This is a genomic window from Amycolatopsis sp. CFH S0740, from assembly GCF_004522315.1.
In the GTDB taxonomy this organism is placed as follows: domain Bacteria; phylum Actinomycetota; class Actinomycetes; order Mycobacteriales; family Pseudonocardiaceae; genus Amycolatopsis; species Amycolatopsis nivea.
The window spans coordinates 43,589-59,687 of record NZ_SDLS01000009.1 but is presented as its reverse complement, the minus strand read 5'-3'; the positions used below and the strand labels follow the sequence as shown (position 1 = coordinate 59,687).

The 16,099-nt window shown below is 69.3% G+C and carries 18 protein-coding genes and 1 pseudogene; 11 read left to right on the top strand and 8 right to left on the bottom strand.

What is annotated here, in order from left to right:
• Positions 1-20: 20 nt before the first annotated feature.
• Both EIZ45_RS17555 and EIZ45_RS17550 read right to left on the bottom strand, forming a co-directional pair.
• Positions 21-1,208, bottom strand: coding sequence for an Ig-like domain-containing protein (locus tag EIZ45_RS17555; protein WP_134663659.1), 1,188 nt, complete (start codon positions 1,206-1,208; stop codon positions 21-23).
• Positions 1,209-1,382: 174 nt separating this feature from the next.
• On the bottom strand, positions 1,383-2,438 hold the full coding sequence (locus tag EIZ45_RS17550) for a UDP-N-acetylmuramate dehydrogenase (protein ID WP_134663658.1): 1,056 nt from the start codon (positions 2,436-2,438) through the stop codon (positions 1,383-1,385).
• Positions 2,439-2,770: 332 nt separating this feature from the next.
• Here EIZ45_RS17550 and EIZ45_RS17545 point away from each other — a divergent pair, with 332 nt between their 5' ends.
• The 5 genes and pseudogenes from EIZ45_RS17545 (at position 2,771) to purU (ending at position 6,322) form a co-directional block, all read left to right on the top strand.
• Positions 2,771-3,271 carry a DUF2505 domain-containing protein gene (locus EIZ45_RS17545; RefSeq protein ID WP_037807589.1) on the top strand — a complete coding sequence of 167 codons (501 nt, stop codon included), beginning with the start codon at positions 2,771-2,773 and terminating at the stop codon, positions 3,269-3,271.
• On the top strand, positions 3,250-4,050 hold the full coding sequence (locus tag EIZ45_RS17540; protein ID WP_134663657.1) for a class I SAM-dependent methyltransferase: 801 nt from the start codon (positions 3,250-3,252) through the stop codon (positions 4,048-4,050). Before EIZ45_RS17545 ends, EIZ45_RS17540 begins: the two co-directional genes overlap by 22 nt.
• Positions 4,051-4,119: 69 nt before the next feature.
• Positions 4,120-4,917, top strand: coding sequence for a DedA family protein (locus tag EIZ45_RS17535; protein ID WP_240690668.1), 798 nt, complete (start codon positions 4,120-4,122; stop codon positions 4,915-4,917).
• Positions 4,823-5,425 (top strand): annotated as a pseudogene (locus EIZ45_RS17530) (maleylpyruvate isomerase family mycothiol-dependent enzyme); the annotation flags it as partial. The gene EIZ45_RS17535 and the pseudogene EIZ45_RS17530, both read left to right, overlap by 95 nt.
• A 45-nt stretch (positions 5,426-5,470) precedes the next feature.
• Positions 5,471-6,322, top strand: a complete 852-nt coding sequence (gene purU, locus EIZ45_RS17525; protein WP_205669985.1) for a formyltetrahydrofolate deformylase — start codon at positions 5,471-5,473, stop codon at positions 6,320-6,322.
• 43 nt (positions 6,323-6,365) lie between these two features.
• On the opposite strand, the gene EIZ45_RS17520 is transcribed toward purU, so the two are convergent.
• Positions 6,366-7,415, bottom strand: a complete 1,050-nt coding sequence (locus EIZ45_RS17520; RefSeq protein WP_037807577.1) for an NAD(P)-dependent alcohol dehydrogenase — start codon at positions 7,413-7,415, stop codon at positions 6,366-6,368.
• A 120-nt stretch (positions 7,416-7,535) separates the two neighbouring features.
• Between EIZ45_RS17520 and EIZ45_RS17515 the strand changes: the two genes are divergently transcribed.
• Positions 7,536-8,153 (top strand): TetR/AcrR family transcriptional regulator, encoded by a 618-nt coding sequence (locus EIZ45_RS17515; RefSeq protein ID WP_107050872.1) that lies wholly within the window; start codon positions 7,536-7,538, stop codon positions 8,151-8,153.
• On the opposite strand, the gene EIZ45_RS17510 is transcribed toward EIZ45_RS17515, so the two are convergent.
• Positions 8,134-9,078, bottom strand: a complete 945-nt coding sequence (locus EIZ45_RS17510; protein ID WP_134663654.1) for a YafY family protein — start codon at positions 9,076-9,078, stop codon at positions 8,134-8,136. The genes EIZ45_RS17515 and EIZ45_RS17510 overlap by 20 nt on opposite strands.
• Positions 9,079-9,140: 62 nt before the next feature.
• Here EIZ45_RS17510 and EIZ45_RS17505 point away from each other — a divergent pair, with 62 nt between their 5' ends.
• From EIZ45_RS17505 to EIZ45_RS17495, 3 genes are read left to right on the top strand one after another with little or no spacing between them, the layout of a single operon-like run.
• On the top strand, positions 9,141-9,533 hold the full coding sequence (locus EIZ45_RS17505; RefSeq protein ID WP_134663653.1) for a RidA family protein: 393 nt from the start codon (positions 9,141-9,143) through the stop codon (positions 9,531-9,533).
• The gene (locus tag EIZ45_RS17500; protein ID WP_037807566.1) at positions 9,530-9,934 is read left to right on the top strand and encodes an SRPBCC domain-containing protein; all 405 of its coding nucleotides are present in this window, start codon (positions 9,530-9,532) and stop codon (positions 9,932-9,934) included. The genes EIZ45_RS17505 and EIZ45_RS17500 overlap by 4 nt, the downstream gene beginning before the upstream one ends.
• Before the next feature lie 54 nt (positions 9,935-9,988).
• Positions 9,989-10,648 carry a haloacid dehalogenase type II gene (locus EIZ45_RS17495; protein WP_134663652.1) on the top strand — a complete coding sequence of 220 codons (660 nt, stop codon included), beginning with the start codon at positions 9,989-9,991 and terminating at the stop codon, positions 10,646-10,648.
• Here EIZ45_RS17495 and EIZ45_RS17490 read toward each other — a convergent pair.
• The 3 genes from EIZ45_RS17490 to EIZ45_RS17480 form a co-directional block, all read right to left on the bottom strand.
• Positions 10,638-11,651 (bottom strand): NADP-dependent oxidoreductase, encoded by a 1,014-nt coding sequence (locus EIZ45_RS17490; RefSeq protein ID WP_134663651.1) that lies wholly within the window; start codon positions 11,649-11,651, stop codon positions 10,638-10,640. The genes EIZ45_RS17495 and EIZ45_RS17490 overlap by 11 nt on opposite strands.
• Positions 11,652-11,765: 114 nt before the next feature.
• Positions 11,766-12,200 carry an SRPBCC family protein gene (locus tag EIZ45_RS17485; RefSeq protein WP_037807557.1) on the bottom strand — a complete coding sequence of 145 codons (435 nt, stop codon included), beginning with the start codon at positions 12,198-12,200 and terminating at the stop codon, positions 11,766-11,768.
• A gap of 96 nt (positions 12,201-12,296) precedes the next feature.
• A complete protein-coding gene (locus EIZ45_RS17480) occupies positions 12,297-13,214 on the bottom strand; it encodes an ABC transporter substrate-binding protein (protein WP_205669976.1) in 918 nt (305 codons plus the stop codon).
• Positions 13,215-13,354: 140 nt separating this feature from the next.
• On the opposite strand from EIZ45_RS17480, the gene EIZ45_RS17475 reads away from it, so the two are divergent.
• Positions 13,355-14,047, top strand: a complete 693-nt coding sequence (locus EIZ45_RS17475) for an ABC transporter permease (RefSeq protein WP_134663650.1) — start codon at positions 13,355-13,357, stop codon at positions 14,045-14,047.
• Positions 14,044-14,757, top strand: a complete 714-nt coding sequence (locus EIZ45_RS17470) for an ABC transporter permease (RefSeq protein WP_037807739.1) — start codon at positions 14,044-14,046, stop codon at positions 14,755-14,757. Before EIZ45_RS17475 ends, EIZ45_RS17470 begins: the two co-directional genes overlap by 4 nt.
• Here EIZ45_RS17470 and EIZ45_RS17465 read toward each other — a convergent pair.
• Positions 14,711-16,099, bottom strand: a complete 1,389-nt coding sequence (locus tag EIZ45_RS17465) for an aromatic amino acid lyase (protein WP_134663649.1) — start codon at positions 16,097-16,099, stop codon at positions 14,711-14,713. The genes EIZ45_RS17470 and EIZ45_RS17465 overlap by 47 nt on opposite strands.

The following is a 16,099-nucleotide window of genomic DNA, read 5'->3' as shown; positions in this document are numbered from 1 at the left end:
GTTAGCAGACGGCTAGTGGATCACTTCGCGGCCGAGAGCGACTTCCACGTCGACCAGTCGTAGAACCAGTCCTTGACGTCGGAGTTGGTCGGGCTGCCCAGCCGCGAACCGGTGACCTCGACCGGGTCGCCGATCATCGCCGTGTCGAAGTAGGCCTTGGCGTCCGCCTCGAGCAGGTTGACGCAGCCGTGCGAGTTGTTCGTCTTGCCGATCGCGGCCGCGTTGTCCTGGTTCTCGTGGATGAACTCGCCGTGGTTGGAGAACCGGCAGGCCCACTTCTTGTTGACGTTGGTGTAGCCGTAGCGGGCGTTGTCGAAGACCGCGTGCGGCTCCTTCGACATGATGATGAAGGTGCCGTTCGGGGTGTTGCGCTGGACGTCCGAGTCGAGCCCGTTGGAGCACGGGTAGCTCGCGCTCTCCGCACCGCCGCGGTAGACCTTCATCACATGGTCCGGGGTGTGGATCTTCACGACCTGGTTGCGGCCGATCTTGAACTTGGTGCTGACGTCCGATTTCACGTAGACGCCCCCGCCGAGGTCGACGCCGTACAGGTTCGCCTCGACCTCGACGGTCGTGTTGGCGGGCCAGTACTCCTTGGGCCGCCAGTCCACCTGGTTCGCCGACAGCCAGGCCCACGAGCCCTCGACGTCCTTGCTGGTCTTGACCTTGAGCGCCTTCTCGACGGCGGCGCGGTCCTTCGGGGCGGCCCCGTTGAACTTCACGCTGATCGGCATCGCGACGCCGACCTCGGCGTCGTCGCCCGGGTTCAGCGTGGCGCGCACCGTCTTGGCCGGGCTGACCGTCGCGAAGGACCCCTTGAGCTCGGCGGGCCGCTGGTCGCTGCCGGTCGCCTTGGCCGCGTAGTTGTAGGTCTTGCCGTAGCCGAGCGGTTCGGAACTGGTCCAGGACAGGCCGTCGGGCGCGATCTCGCCCTTGATCTCGTCGCCGCCCTCGTTGGTGAGCTTGACCTCGGTCAGCTTGCCTTCGGTGACCTTCACCACCACCGGCTCGCGCACGCTCGCGTCCTTGGCCCCGACGGCCGGGGTCGCGGTGAGCATCGCCACCGGGGCGACCGGCTTGCCGCCGTTGTCGCCGCTCCCGCCCTGCGGCACCGCGGTGCCGTCGTTGCTGCCGCCCGAGCACGCGGCGGCCAGCGCCGCCGCGCCGGTCGCGAGAACGGCCTTGAACACCGTACGGCGCTCGATCACGGTCCTACCTCCACTTGTCCCCCGCACCGGCTTCTCCCACGCAGAACAGCGCCGGTGAGCGATTCGACGTTACCTGCGAACCGGAAATTCCTCTTCACCCCGCAAGACGTTTCACCCGGTGTCCGGTTGCTGCCGGTTTACTGTCGATTGCTCACCCGGGTTACCCCGGATGCTTCAGAGCGAACAGTTGATCAGCAGTGGTTCCGGATACAGCCGCACCCCGAACCGGGCCTCGACCCCGTCGCGGACCTCGCGGGCCAGCGCGAGCAGATCCGCCGTGCTGGCCCCACCACGGTTGGTAAGCGCGAGAGTGTGCTTGGCAGACAGCGAAACGCGACCCCCCGGCCCCGGGTACCCCTTGCCGAACCCGGCCCGCTCGATCAGCCACGCAGCGGACAACTTCACCCCGCCGCTCGCCGGATACTGCGGGATCTTCCCCTCAGTCGACTCCGCGATCCGGCTCAGCACCGCCGCGGCGTCTTCCTCGGGAACGATCGGATTGGTGAAGAACGACCCCGCACTCCAGGTGTCGTGATCGACCGGATCGAGCACCATCCCCTTGCCGCGCCGCAGCCCAAGCACCGCTTCCCGAGCCCGCGCGGCGGGGACCTTCGCATCGATCTCGACACCCAGCGTGCGCGCCAACTCGGCGTACCGAATCGGCGCGGACTGCCCACTCGGATCGACCCGGAACCGCACACTCAGCACCACGCCCCGGTCAGTGCCCTTGAGCACACTGGTGCGATAAGCGAAGCCGAGCTCGTCAGCCTTGACTGTCCGCACCTCCTTCGCGGCCCGGTCGTACAACTCGACGGAGACGATCGACTCAGCCACCTCGCCGCCATACGCACCGACGTTCTGGATCGGCGTCGCCCCCACCGACCCCGGGATGCCGGAGAGACACTCAAGCCCACCGAGACCGTTGTCGACGAGCGCAGCGACGAACGCGTCCCACTCCTGCCCGGCCGCCACCTCGACGATGTCGCCATCACGGGTCCACCCGGTGTTGGCGATCCGCACCAGAGTGCCGTCGAAGCCTTCGTCACCGACCACGAGATTCGACCCGCCCCCAAGCAGCAGGACGGGCTCGCCAGCGTCGTCGGCATCACGCACAGCAGCAACAAGCTCGGCAGCGGTGGCCGCAGTGACGAACCGACGCACCGGCCCGCCCAAACGAAGGGTGGTGAAGTCGGCGAGGCAAGCCCGACCAGGCGTTTCAGCGATGTCCACAAAGCTTGACGGTACTGCCCCACCCCACCCACCCCCATCGGCCCGCCCGTGAGGGCCACCCTCATTGACTCTGATTCCCTCAGGGTTCCCCTCACGTCCCTAAAACCGCAGCAGACGCACCCAACGAGCGAGGCACCCAGCCCTCCCCCAACCCCGATACGAAGCCTCCCTGCGGTTCGGGGGTGCTTGTCAAGGCATCTTTCCCGCCTTGACAAGCACCCCCGAACCGTCAGCACAATTGGGCTTCGGGGTGCCCCACGCAACCAACAGGCGCAATGTCGCCGCCAGGCGACGAGCCGCCCAGCCGAACCCCACCCGGTACTGTCCGTCACATGGGATCCCGGATCGAGCACCGCGGCGAATTCACCGGCTCGCTCGAAAACGTCTTCACCGCAGTCGCAGGCAAGGACGCCCTCCAAGCCCGCCTAGCCGCCCTGGGCGGCGACGACGCGAAACTCCTCGCCTACACCGCCGAAGGCGACTCCGTCCGTTACGAACTCCAGCACGGCATCAAGGCGGCCAAACTCCCGCAAGCCGTCCGTGCCCTGCACAAGGGCGACATCATCGTCAACCGCACCCAGACCTGGAAGCGGTCCGGCGACGAGTACACCGGCCGGTCCGACGTCAGCGTCGGCGGCGTGCCCGGCGAGATCGGCGCCTCGACCTACCTCAGCCCGAAGGACGGCAAGGTCCTCCTCCGCACCACCGGCGAGGTCGTCGTGCGCATCCCCCTCTTCGGCGGCCGGATCGAGGAGTTCGTCTCCGAGCAGGTGGTCAACCTGCTGCGGCACGAGGACGAGTTCACCGCGCAGTGGCTGGCCGAGCACGCCTGACCCCGGTGGGAGCCCCGACCAGGGGCACCACCAATCCCAACCGGTTGCGCCGGGTCGACCGCTGGCTCGCGAGCGACCCGGGCGTCACGCGGCTGCTGCGGCGCGGCGAAAGTCCCCTTGTCGTCGATCTCGGCTACGGAGCGTCGCCGGTCACGACGGTCGAACTGGCTCGCTGGCTGGCGCGCGTGCGGCCGGACGTCCGGGTGCTCGGGCTCGAACTCGACCCGGAGCGCGTCGCCGCCGCCCTTCCCGCCGCTGATCCGCCCCGGCTCGACTTCCGGCGCGGCGGGTTCGAGCTGGCCGGGACGCGGCCGGTCCTGGTGCGCGCGTTCAACGTGCTCCGCCAATACGCCGAGGACGAGGTCCCCGGTGCGTGGCAGCTGATGCTCGACGCGATGCCGCCGGACGGCCTGCTCGTGGAAGGCACCTGCGACGAGATCGGCAGGCTGGTCACGTGGGTCGTCGTCGGGGCGGACGGTCCGCGCACGCTGACCCTGTCATTGCGCCTAGCCGAACTCGACCGTCCGTCCACAGTGGCCGAACGACTGCCGAAGATCCTCATCCACCGCAACATTCCCGGCGAACGCGTGCACGCCCTGATGTCCACTTTAAACGAATGCTGGGCCGCCGCGGCACCGCACCGTTCCTTCGGCGTGCGCGCCCGCTGGACCACCACCGTCGCCATGCTCGCCGACCGCGGCTGGCCGGTCATCGGCAATCCGGACCGGCGCCGGCTCGGCGAGCTGACCGTGTCCTGGGAAAGCGTCGCGCCGCGCTGAACCCACCTGTTCACCACCCGCACCCCGCTGGGTCACCCCTTGGTGACCTTCAGTGCTGACGATGAGCGGGTGGAACTGCTGGAACACGTCACCGAGCTGATCCGGGGCACGCTCGGCTCGCCCTGGCTGTGGGTGCTCGTGTTCGCGATCGCCGGGCTGGACGCGCTGCTCCCGTTCATGCCGAGCGAAACGACCGTGGTGACCGTCGCCGTCCTGATCGGACCGGACCCGGGCAGGCTCGCGCTGCTGGTCGTCGTGTCCGCCGCCGGGGCGTGGGCGGGCGACTGTCTCGGCTACGCGGTCGGCCGCGCCGCCGGTCCGCGCGCCGTCGCCTGGCTGCAGCGCGGACCGTCCGGGCGGCAACGCTACGAATGGGCCCGCGACCAGGTCCGCAGGCAAGCGCCGCTGCTGATCGTCGCCGCGCGCTACCTGCCCGGCGGCCGCGTCGCGAGCGCGCTGGCCAACGGGAGCCTCGGCTATCCGCTGCGCCGGTTCGTGCCGCTCGACGCCGCGGGCGCGACGCTGTGGTCGGTGTACAGCGCGCTGATCGGGCTCGCCGGCGGGGCCGCGTTCGCCGACCGTCCGGCGTACGGCCTGCTGCTGTCGCTCCTGCTCGGGCTGCTGCTGGTCGTGCTCATCGAATTCGGCCGCCGGGTCCGGGTGCGCAGGCTACGGTCAGTGCATGGACGCGCCACGGCTGCTGGAAGCGATCGACATCCACGCCGACCGGATCAAGGCCGCGACGCTCGCCGCGGGTCCGGCCGCGCCGGTCCGAAACTGTCCGGAGTGGACAGTGCTGGACCTGGTGACACACCTGACGACGGTGCTCTCGTACACGGTCGCTGCGATCACCGGCCAGAAGGCTGAACCGCGGCGAGCGACCGCCTGGGAGGACGCGCTCGGCCGCTGGGACGGCGAACGCATGGCCGTCCGCGAAGCCCTGCGGCGTCCGGCGGACACCCCGCTGCGCTCGCCGTTCCCGCACGGCGGCCCGATCACCGTCGGCGACTGGACGCGCCGGCTCGCGCACGAGTTCGCCATCCACCGGCTCGACGCGGAAAGCGCGCTGCCCGAGCCGCCGGTCACCCGGTACCGCACGGAATTCGCCGAGGACGGCATCGACGAGTTCCTCGCCTTCCTGACCCCGCGCCGCGCCCGGCCGAGCGGCCGCGAGGGGATCGTCCAGGTCAGCACCGACACGCGGACGTGGACGGTGCTGCTGCGGCCGGATGAGCCGCCGATGCTCGGCGAAGGCGTCCCGGACCTCACGCTCGCCGGTCCGGCCCACGAGGTGTACCGCGCGCTGTGGGGCCGTCCGAACCACGCCGAGAACGTCGGCGACGCCACCCTTCTGGAGCCCCTCGCCGCGCCCTGACCAGCGGCCGGTGAGAATGGGCGCGTGTCAGAACCCCAGCGTTACGTGCTCACCTTCGGCTGCCCCGACCGCACCGGCATCATCGCCCGCATCTCGGGCTTCCTCGCCGACCACGGCGGAATGATCGTCGAGGCCGCGTACCACACCGATCCCGACTCGGGCTGGTTCTTCACCCGCCAGGTCGTGCGCGCCGATTCGCTGCCGTTCGACGCCGAGGGATTGCGCGAGCGGTTCAGCGCGGTCGCGAACGAACTGTCCGCGGAGTCGAGCTGGCAGGTGCGCGACACCGGCGAGCGCCCGCGCGCGGTGGTGCTGGTGTCGAAGGCCGGGCACTGCCTCTACGACCTGCTCGGCCGGGTCGCCTCCGGTGAGCTGGACGTCGACATCGCCGCGGTGATCGGCAACCACGATTCGCTCGCGGACATCACCCGCGCGCACGGGATCCCGTTCCACCACGTGCCGTTCCCGACAGGCGACCCGGAAGGCAAGGCGGCCGCGTTCGCCAAGGTCCGCGAACTGGTCGACGCCCACGACCCGCACGCGATCGTGCTGGCGCGGTTCATGCAGGTCCTGCCCGCGGAACTGTGCGCGGCATGGACCGGCCGGGCGCTGAACATCCACCACAGCTTCCTGCCGTCGTTCATCGGCGCGAAGCCGTACCACCAGGCGCACACGCGCGGCGTGAAGCTCGTCGGCGCGACCTGCCACTACGTCACCGCGGACCTCGACGCCGGGCCGATCATCGAACAGGACGTCATCCGCGTCGACCACGGCGATTCGGTGCAGGACCTGGTGCGCAAGGGCCGGGACATCGAGAAGGTGACGCTGGCGCGCGGGCTGCGCTGGCACCTCGAAGGCCGCGTTTTGGTGCACGGCAACCGAACCATGGTGTTGTGAGGGGTTGCTGCCGGATCTCACCGGCAGCAACCACTCACAGCCCTCACGCGCCGATCGTCGAGGTGTCGATCACGAAGCGGTACCGCACGTCGCTGTTCTCGACCCGCGCGTACGCCTCGTTCACCTGGTCCGCGCTGATCGTCTCGATCTCCGCGCCGACGCCGTGCTCGGCGCAGAAGTCCAGCATCTCCTGGGTCTCCGCGATGCCGCCGATCATCGAACCGGCCAGCACGCGGTTGCCGCCGAGCAGGGAGAAGACGTTGTACTCCAACGGTTCCCCCGGCGCGCCGACGTTCACCATCGCGCCGCCGACGCGCAGCAGGCTGAGGTAGGCGTCGACCGGCAGCTTCGCCGAGACGGTGTTGAGGATGACGTCGAACCGGCCGGCGAGCGTCTCGAAGGTCGACTCGTCGCTGGTCGCGTAGTAGTCCTTCGCGCCGAGCCGGAGCCCGTCTTCCTGCTTCTTCAGGCTCTGACTGAGCACGGTGACGTCCGCGCCCATCGCGACGGCCAGCTTGACCGCCATGTGCCCGAGCCCGCCGAGGCCGACGACGGCGACCTTCTTGCCCGGTCCCGCGCCCCACCGGCGCAGCGGCGAGTACGTGGTGATGCCCGCGCACAGCAGCGGCGCGGCGACGTCCAGGTCGATGCCCTCCGGGATCCGGCAGACGAACGCGTCCTTCACGACGATCTGGCGGCTGTACCCGCCGTAGGTGTTCTCGCCGTCGAAGCCGACGCCGTTGTACGTCTGGATGTTGCCCTTGACGCAGAACTGCTCGGATCCGGCGCGGCAGTACTCGCATTCGCCGCAGGAATCGACCATGCAGCCGACCCCGACCCGGTCGCCGACCTGGTACTTCGTGACGTCCGAGCCGACCGCGGCGACCACGCCGGCGATCTCGTGGCCCGGCACCATCGGGAAGATCGCGGTGCCCCAGTCCTGGTTGACCTGGTGCAGGTCGCTGTGGCAGATGCCGGCGTAGGCGATGTCGATGAGCACGTCGTCCGGCCGCAGGTCACGGCGCTCGATCGTCGTCGGCGCGAGCGGTCCGCCCGGCGCCGCGGCGGCGATGGCGGAGGTGGTCGTGGTCATGAAGCCCTCCTGGGTGTCCCGTCCGTTCGGGACAAAGTCGATGTAAGAACCCTCTTACATCGACTAGCGTGGGCCTCGGCTTATTCCTCGAAGCGACCACGATCGGGTGTGACACACGACATGGCGGCGCAGTACCACCACCGCAACCTGCGCGCCGAGCTGGTGCGCGTGGCGTTCGACCTGATCGCGGAGAACGGGGTCGCCGGGTTCTCGGTCGCCGAAGCCGCCCGGCGGGCGAAGGTCTCCACCGCCGCGCCGTACCGGCATTTCCCGGACCGCGCGGCGCTGCTGGCCGCGGTCGCCACCACCGCCGCGCGCCAGCTGCGCGAACTCGCCGAGGAAGCGGCCGCCGCCGAAACGGACGACGGTGCCGCGCTGGCCGCGGTGTCCGCCGCGCACACCAAGTTCCTGATGGAAACCCGGATCGGCCTGCACGTGTTCTTCGCCGCGGAGCTGGCTGACGCGCAATACGTCGAACTGCACGAGGCCCGCCGGGAGCTGATCGACGCGTCGCTGCTGCGCTGCCTCACGATCGCGCCGGATCCGGCTATCGCGCTGGAACTGATGGAACAACTCCACACCCAGGCCTACGGCTACGGCGATTTCTACCTCAACGGCGTCTACCAATGGCTCGGCTACCCGACGGAGCAGGTCGTCGCCAAATCCCGGCGGGCGGCGCGGATCGTGATCGAGGCTTACCGCGCGGGGACTCCGGCGATCAGTCCGGCGGAGTGGTGACGTAGCGGGCAGCCAGCCAAGAACCGAAGGCGTGCAAGCGATCGGTGAGCGCGGCCGGTTCGAGGACATCGAAATCCACGTCCAGATAAGCCAGCCAGCGGGCAGCCCAGTCGAGATCGTCGGTACCGAACCGGAGTTCGCACTCGTCGCCGTCCTCGACGACGGTCGCCACACTCGGGTCGACGATTTCCCGGACCAGATCAGCTGAAGTGTGCACCTGGACCCGCACGCGGTACCGCCAGCCCGCGTCCGTGATCAGATCAGCCACAGTGGACGGCGGTTCCGGCGCGGGCAGTTTGATTCCGAGCGGCTGGACTGCTTCGATCCGGTCCGCCGCAAAGGTTTTCCATTCGCTGGTTCCGCGCGGACAGGCGACGAGGTACCACTGCCGCCGGACCGTGATGAGCCGGTAAGGCTGCACATCAATGGGTTTCGCCGATCGAGCGTCCCGAGCTCGATGCCGGATCCGGACCGCTTCGCCAGCCCGGCAAGCCAACGCGAGCGGTACCAGGATGTCCCGCGCTGCCTGCCGGAAAGGCTTGCCGGGCAACGATTCCACGTCCGCGAGCGCGGCGAGCCGGGGCTGCCAGCGCGTCGGCACCACCTGGGTCAGCTTGGCCAGCGCGGTCACCGTGGCGGTTTCCAGTCCGTCGACCGCCACCGCCGTCTGCAGGCCGAGCGAAACCGCCGCGACCTCGTCGGCGTCCAGCAGCAGCGGCGGCATCGCGGTGCCGTGCGCGAGCCGGTAGCCGCCGATCCGGCCGGGTTCGCCGTCGATGCGATACCCGAGTTCGCGCAGCTGGGCGATGTCGCGGCGCGTCGTGCGCTCGGTGACGCCGAGGCGGGCCGCGAGGTCGGTGGCGGAGATGCCGGGACGCGCCTGCAGCAACGCCAGCGTCTCCAGGCGACGGCTCGTGGTGGTCATGGTTCCGATTCTCGCGCAAAACTAGGACAGTATCCGACCGGGTATCTGGTCATACTCGGTTTATGACTCAGCTGCTCCGCCCCGAAGGGCTCCTCCAGTCCCCCGCTTTCGCCCAGGTCGCCGTGGTCCCGCCGGGCGCGACGACGATCTACGTCGGCGGCCAGAACGCGGTCGACGCGAACGGCGCGCTCGTCGGCGGAACCGACGTCGCCGCGCAGGTCGAGCGGGCGATGGCCAACCTGAAAACGGCGCTGGCCGCGGGCGGCGCGACCGTCCAGGATGTGGTGATGCTGAACATCCTGCTGGTCGCGGACGTCGATCTCGCCCAGGCTTATCCGGCCGCCGCCGCGGCACTGGCGGGCGCGACGCCGCCGGTCACCGTCCAGCGCGTGGCCGGGCTGGCCGTGCCGGGCGCGCTCGTCGAGGTCAGCGCGATCGCGGCGGTGGCCAAGTGAGCGTCGGGCAGACCAAGGACGCGGGCTGGCAGATCGGCGTCTCGAAGACGATCGGCCGCTCCGCCGAGGATGTCTGGGACTTCATCACGTCCGCCGAAGGCGTGGCGATCTGGCTCGGCGAGGGCGTCACCGTCCAGCCCGAACCCGGAGTCGGCTACGAGACCGCCGACGGAATCCGCGGCGAGACGCGCAGCTTCCGCGAAATGGACCGGATCCGGCTCACCTGGCAGCCGGCCGGCTGGTCGCACGAGACGACGCTGCAACTGGCCGTGCGCGCCAGCGGTCCGGGCAAAGCAATGCTGCGCATTCACCAGGAACGGCTTGCCGACGCCGCCGAACGGGAGCAGCAGCGCCGCCATTGGCAGGGAGTTCTCGCCGAACTGATCACCGCGCTTGCCTAGCCCGCGACTGACGGAGGACCCTGGTACGCAAGCGGTTCACCGGCTGGAGGCGCGATGCTGTGCGTGTTCGACGTCAACGAGACGCTGCTCGACCTGACCGCGCTCGACCCGCTGTTCGCCCAGCTCACCGGAGATCCGGAAGCGCGTCAGGAATGGTTCACGCTCGCGATCCACACTGTGCTCACGGTGACCGCGGCCGGCCAGTACCGCGATTTCGCGCAGATCGCCGGGGAAGCCGCGGCCGCCGTGTGCGCGCGGCACGGCCATGAACTGACCGACGTCGAACTGGTGAAGGTCGGCGACGGCCTGCGCACCCTGCCCGCGCACGCCGACGTCGTGCCCGGCCTGGACCGCTTGCGCCAGGCCGGACACCAGGTCGTCGCCCTCACGAATTCGCCGCTCGCGACCGCCGAGGCGCAGCTGCAGAACGCTGGCCTGGCAACGAAATTCGACCGGATCTTCTCCGCGCAGCAGGTCAGCAGGCTCAAACCGGCACCGGAGCCGTATCTCCAGGTGCTGCGTGCCTTCGGCGTCGAACCCGGCCAGGCGGTGATGGTCGCCGCGCACGGCTGGGACATCGCCGGGGCGCAAGCGGCAGGACTCCGGACCGCGCTGCTCGCGCGTCCCGGAGTCCATCCGCTGCCCGGGCTCCCCGCCGCGACCTACACCGCGGCGACGATGCCCGAGCTGGCCGACGCGATCGTCAGGAACTGAGGCGCACCAGCATCTTTCCGGTGTTCGCCCCGCTGAGCAGGCCGAGGAAGGCGTCCGGCGCGTTGCGGATACCGTCCACAAAGGTCTCCGAGTACTTGATCTCGCCGGACGCGACGAGCGGCGCGACCTCGGCCACGAACTCCTGCATCAGGTGCCAGTGGTCCAGCACGAGCAGGCCGCGCATGGTGATCCGCTTCGCGATGAGCTGCACCAGGTTGCGCGGCGCCGGGGTCGGCTCGGTGGCGTTGTACTGCGAGATCATGCCGCAGATGGCGATCCGGCCGTGCAGGTTCATCGACGCGATCGCGGCCTCGAGATGCTCGCCGCCGACGTTGTCGAAGTAGACGTCGATGCCCTCGGGCGCGGCCGCGGCGAGCTGCTCGGCGACCGGTCCGTCCTTGTAGTTGAAGGCGGCGTCGAAGCCGAGCTCCTCGGTGAGGTAGCGGACCTTCTCCGCAGAACCCGCGCTGCCGATCACGCGCTTGGCGCCCTTGAGCCGGGCCAGCTGGCCGACGAGCGAGCCGACCGCACCGGCCGCGCCGGAGACGAAAACCGTGTCGCCTTCCTTGAACTCCGCGCTCACCAGCAGCCCGGCGTACGCGGTCAGACCCGGCATCCCGAGCACGCCGAGGTAGGTCGAAAGCGGCGCGACCGAATCGTCCACTTTGACCGCTCGCTTGGCGTCGAGCACCGCGTGCGTGCGCCAGCCCGCCTGGTGCAGCACGTGATCGCCGACCGCGAAGTCGTCCACAGTGGACTCGATGACCTCGCCGACCGCGCCGCCCTGCATGGCCTCGCCGACCACGAAGGGCGGCGAGTAGGACTTCACGTCGTTCATCCGGCCGCGCATCGCCGGGTCGACGCTCATCACGAGGTTGCGCACCAGGATCTGCCCGGGACCCGGCTTCGGCACCTCGGTCTCGACGATGTCGAAATTGTCCATGGTCGGGACGCCGTGCGGGCGGGCCGCGAGCCGGATCTCAGTCGCTGTGGGTGCGTTCACCGTCGAACTCCGTTTCGTTCAAGCTGGATTGAAGCGGGGCGCGCGCCCCGGTCTATCCGGCCAACGGAGAAACCGGGGCGCGCATTCCGATTGTCCCCGGGGTTGTGGCCAGCGCTACACGATCTCCGCGAGCTTGCCGAGCACGCCGTCGTAGATCTTCTTCAGCCCGCCCGGCGCGAAGGTCTTCTCGAAGAAGCCGCCGATGCCGCCCGCGCCGTCCCAGCTGGTCTCGATGCGGACGAGGGAACGCTCGCCAGAGGCGGTGACGGTCCAGGTGGTGACCATGCTGGAGTTCGCGTCGGTCTCGACGAAGGTGCCGGGCGACGGCTCGGTCACCGTGGCCGCGACGTCGCGCACGCGCTTGGACGTGGCCTGCAGCTTCCAGCTGGCCTTCGTGCCGGCGCCGACGCCGCCCTCGCTGACCTCGTAGTCGCGGTAGTGCTCGGTGAGCAGCTTCGGCCGGGTCTCGGCGTAGTCCGCGACCAGCTCACGCACGCGTTCCACCGGCGCGTCGATCGTGCGCTCCGCGGTGGCCGTGACCTTGCCCATGTCGTTTCCTCCTCAGGATTCCGCCGAGGTCACCTTCGCACATGGGGTGAGGGGCGGCGATCCCGGTTCGCACCGGGATCGCCGCTCCCGAGAAGGTCAGGAGAGGCCCTGCTGCTTCAACCAGTCCTTCGCCACGTCAGCCGCGGGTTCGCCGTCCGCGTCGACCCGCTTGTTCAGCTCGCGCATGCCGTCCGTGGTGAGCTTCGCGCTGACCGCGTTGACGACGTTCGCGAAGTCCGCGCCGCGCGCGTCGAGCACCTTCTTGTTCACCGCGGGCACCACGTTCTCGGTGGGCACGATGGAGAGGTCGTCCTTGAGCGCGACGTACTGCGGGTCGCCGACCAGCGGGCTGACCGAGTCGACCGGGATCACCGTGACCGCGCCGGAGTTCAGCTGCTGCACGCGCGGCCCGGCCTCCTGCACGGTCTGGAAGGTCGCGTTCGTCAGCTTGTAGACGTCCTTGAAGCCCTGGAAGCACGGCAGCCGCTTCTCGCACTCCGGCGGACCGGCCATCACGACCTTGTCGAGCTTCTTCAGGTCGCTGATCGACGCGATGCCCTTCGACTTCGCGAGGTCGGCCTTCACGATGTAGGTGTTCTTGTCCTCGGCGGCCGCGTAGTTCAGCAGCCCGACGCCCTCGGGCGCGAAAAGCTTCTCCAGCTGTTCGTGCTCGGCCTTGGCGTCCTTGGTGGCTTCCTTGCCGAAGCCGGTCGTGATCGCCGCGCCCTGGTACTCCGGCAGGAACTGCAGTTCGCCGGATTTGAGCGACGGGTAGACCAGCTCCCGCGAGCCGAGGTTCAGCTTCCGGGTGACCGGATAGCCCTTGGCCTCCAGCGCGCTCGCGTAGATCTCGGCAAGGATCTGGCTGTCGGTGAAGTTGAACGAGGCGACGACGATCGGAGCGCCGCCCTTGCTCGGCGCGGCCGGCTGGTCGCTTCCCCCACCGCACGCGGTCAAGCCGAGCGCGGCCGTCGCCAGCAGCGCGGCCACTCGGATGTTCCGGGTCCAGCGCACGTATCCCCACACTCCTCAGTTCACTCGTTAGTGGGAATGGACCCTAACCGCGACCCCCGACAGAAACCACTGGTTAGGAATCCTCGCCACGGAATCTCACGGGCCGGAATATTGTCGCTCGATCGGGGTAAGGTCGCGCCGTGCACGCGTCCGTGACCCCGCTGCTGGCCGACAGCAGCCGTCCTCTCTTCGAATGGCGGTGGGTCGAACGCAACGCTGACGCGATTCTTCAGCGGCTCGGCGAGCACGTCGCCCTCACCGCGACCGCGCTCGGCGTCGGCCTCGTTCTCTCGCTCGCGCTGGCCACGCTGTGCCTGCGCTACCGCTGGTTCTATCCGTTCGTGATCGGCACGGCGGGCGCGCTTTACGTGATCCCGAGCCTCGGCGCGTTCGCGCTGCTGGTTCCGCTGCTCGGGTTCTCCTTCGCCACCTCGGTCATCCCGCTGGCGACGTACACGCTGCTGATCCTGATCCGCAACATCGTGACCGGCGTGCAGCAGGTGCCGACCGAAGTGCGCGAAGCGGCGATCGGGATGGGCTTCACGCCGCGGCGGCTGTTGTGGCAGGTGGAGCTGCCGCTCGCGCTGCCGGTGGTGATCGCCGGGCTGCGGGTGGCCGCGGTGACGACGATCGGCCTGGTCACCGTCACGTCGCTGCTCGGCAAGGGCGGGCTCGGCTACTTCATCCGGGCCGGCATCCAGACGCCGATCCCCAACCCGAGCCCGATCATCGTCGGCATCGTGCTGTCGATCGCGCTGGCCGTGTTCGTCGATTTCCTGCTGTGGCTGAGCGAACGGGCGCTGGCCCCGTGGGCGCGGAGGGCCGTTCGATGAGCTTTTTCGAGCAGCTGGGCCACTGGCTCGCCGACCCGAACCGCTGGAGCTGGACCGATCCGGCCGGGATTCCGTTCCGGACGGTGCAGCATCTGTGGTTCTCCGCGCTGGCACTGGCGATCTCGATCGTCCTGACCGTCCCGTTCGCGCTGTGGCTCGCGCACTACCGGCGCGGCCAGTTCCTGGCGAGCAGCGCGGTGAACATCGGCCGCGCGATCCCGAGCTTCGGACTGATCATCCTGTTCTGGTTCCTGGCCAGCCGGTGGGGCGCGAACACGGACTTCTGGCCGCTGCTGCTCGCGCTCGTCGCGCTGGCGCTGCCGCCGCTGTTCACCAACACCTACGCGGGTGTGGTGCAGGTGGAACAGGAAGTCGTCGACGCGGCGCGCGGCACCGGGTACCGCGAATGGCAGATCATGCTGCGCGTGGAACTGCCGCTGTCGTCGCCGGTGATCGTGGCCGCCGCGCGAGTGGCGTTCCTGCAACTGATCGCGACGGTCGCGATCGGCGCGATCGTCAACGACGGCGGCGGTCTGGGCCGCTACATCGTGGACGGTTTTGCCCTCGGCGAGCAGGGCCACGGCGAAATCTTCGGTGGCGGCTTGGCGGTGGTAATCCTGGCGCTGGTGTGCGAGGGCTTGTTCGCCTTGTTGACCAAGCTGGCTACGCCTCGCGGTCTCGCACTTCAACAGGCCCGTCGGGACTCGTGAGACACGCTTCGGCGAGCTGGTCGATCTCCGGCCCCAGCGACCGATCGACCACCACCGGCTCGATCCTCTCCGCGAGCCAGGCGTAGGTGTCAGCCAGCCTCGGCGCGCCTGGGGCCTTGAGCAGATACCGCGCCTGCCGCTCCGCGATCAGCTCGCACGCGGTGATGGCGAAGAAGCGCTCGATCACTAACTCCAACTCGGCGCCAGCCTTGCTGGCAAACGCTTGCACGTCCTCCTGACCAGCGGAAGTATCCAGCGACCCGAGCGTCGCCGGTGCGGCCAGACGACGCATCGCATGCAGCTCGCCAGCCGCGCGTTTGTGCAACGGCGTAAGCCCCGCCTGCGGCCCCGGATCCACCGCGAGCTGCGGCGGCAACCCGCTGAACTGCGGGTCGAGGAGGCGGTGAAGCCGCTGAACCGAGACTTCCGCCGCGTGGACGAGGGCTGCCTTGACCGCGTCCATCCGAAGCCCGAGCGCGGCGGCGTGATAGCCGGTCGTCGGGACGAACTCGCCGTTGACGAAGGCTGGCGAGTCCGCCGGAGTTCCCCAAGAGTCCTGCAAGGTTTCCCGGAGTTCCTCGACCGTCCGGCTGACGTATTCGAGCACCTTCGGCCCGACTCGCACCGAGATCGGCGCCTGCACGACGCCCTTGTTGGTGGCGGCCCCTTCGATGAGTTCCTCGATGCGGGTGCCGCGATAGATCGCTTGCGGCGCACCAAGAAGGTCCACGGTGATCGCCGCGCAGACCGTCTGCCAATCGATCAGCCGACGCAGCCTCTTGCCGCACACCCACGCGTACGCCTCAGCCAGCGGCGAACCTTGAATCAGGCTCGCCCCTTCCTTCGGCCCCAGCACGAACGGCCGCACCCCGCGCCGGCTTAACGCTTCCGCCGCCGGGACCTCGGCACCGTCCTCGATGACCGTGCCGAGCCCGACGAACGCCTGGAACGCGTGCGCCAGCGGGATGATCTCGCCGGCGCTGCCGAGGCTGTCGCGCGGGACGGCCGGGAGGAACCCGTCGTTGATCCGGTCTGCGAGGAAGCTGACCAGCTCGGGACTGACCGCCGCGTCGCCGCGGAGAAACCCGCGCAGCCGCATGCACAGCAACGCCCGGGTCAACTCCGGCGACAACCACGGCTTCCCGCCGACCGCCCGGCCGACCAGCAGATTGCGCTGATGGTCAGCCTGCTGCGCGGCGGTGAGCCGGGTTCCGGCAAGCCGCCCCATCCCGGTGTTGACGCCGTAGACGGGGCTGCCCTGGTCCAGCGCGGCCAACATCGCCTCGCGCTGCTGCTTCAGCTTTTGGAGGGCCGCCGGGCTGATCTCGACTGGTTCGTCCAC

Excerpts from the sequence above, each read along its gene's own strand:
- EIZ45_RS17545 (WP_037807589.1), top strand. The coding sequence starts at position 2,771 with ATGGGATCCCGGATCGAGCACCGCGGCGAATTCACCGGCTCGCTCGAA.
- EIZ45_RS17520 (WP_037807577.1), bottom strand. The coding sequence starts at position 7,415 with ATGACCACGACCACCTCCGCCATCGCCGCCGCGGCGCCGGGCGGACCG.
- EIZ45_RS17515 (WP_107050872.1), top strand. The coding sequence starts at position 7,536 with ATGGCGGCGCAGTACCACCACCGCAACCTGCGCGCCGAGCTGGTGCGC.
- EIZ45_RS17510 (WP_134663654.1), bottom strand. The coding sequence starts at position 9,078 with ATGACCACCACGAGCCGTCGCCTGGAGACGCTGGCGTTGCTGCAGGCG.
- EIZ45_RS17505 (WP_134663653.1), top strand. The coding sequence starts at position 9,141 with ATGACTCAGCTGCTCCGCCCCGAAGGGCTCCTCCAGTCCCCCGCTTTC.
- EIZ45_RS17495 (WP_134663652.1), top strand. The coding sequence starts at position 9,989 with ATGCTGTGCGTGTTCGACGTCAACGAGACGCTGCTCGACCTGACCGCG.
- EIZ45_RS17485 (WP_037807557.1), bottom strand. The coding sequence starts at position 12,200 with ATGGGCAAGGTCACGGCCACCGCGGAGCGCACGATCGACGCGCCGGTG.
- EIZ45_RS17470 (WP_037807739.1), top strand. The coding sequence starts at position 14,044 with ATGAGCTTTTTCGAGCAGCTGGGCCACTGGCTCGCCGACCCGAACCGC.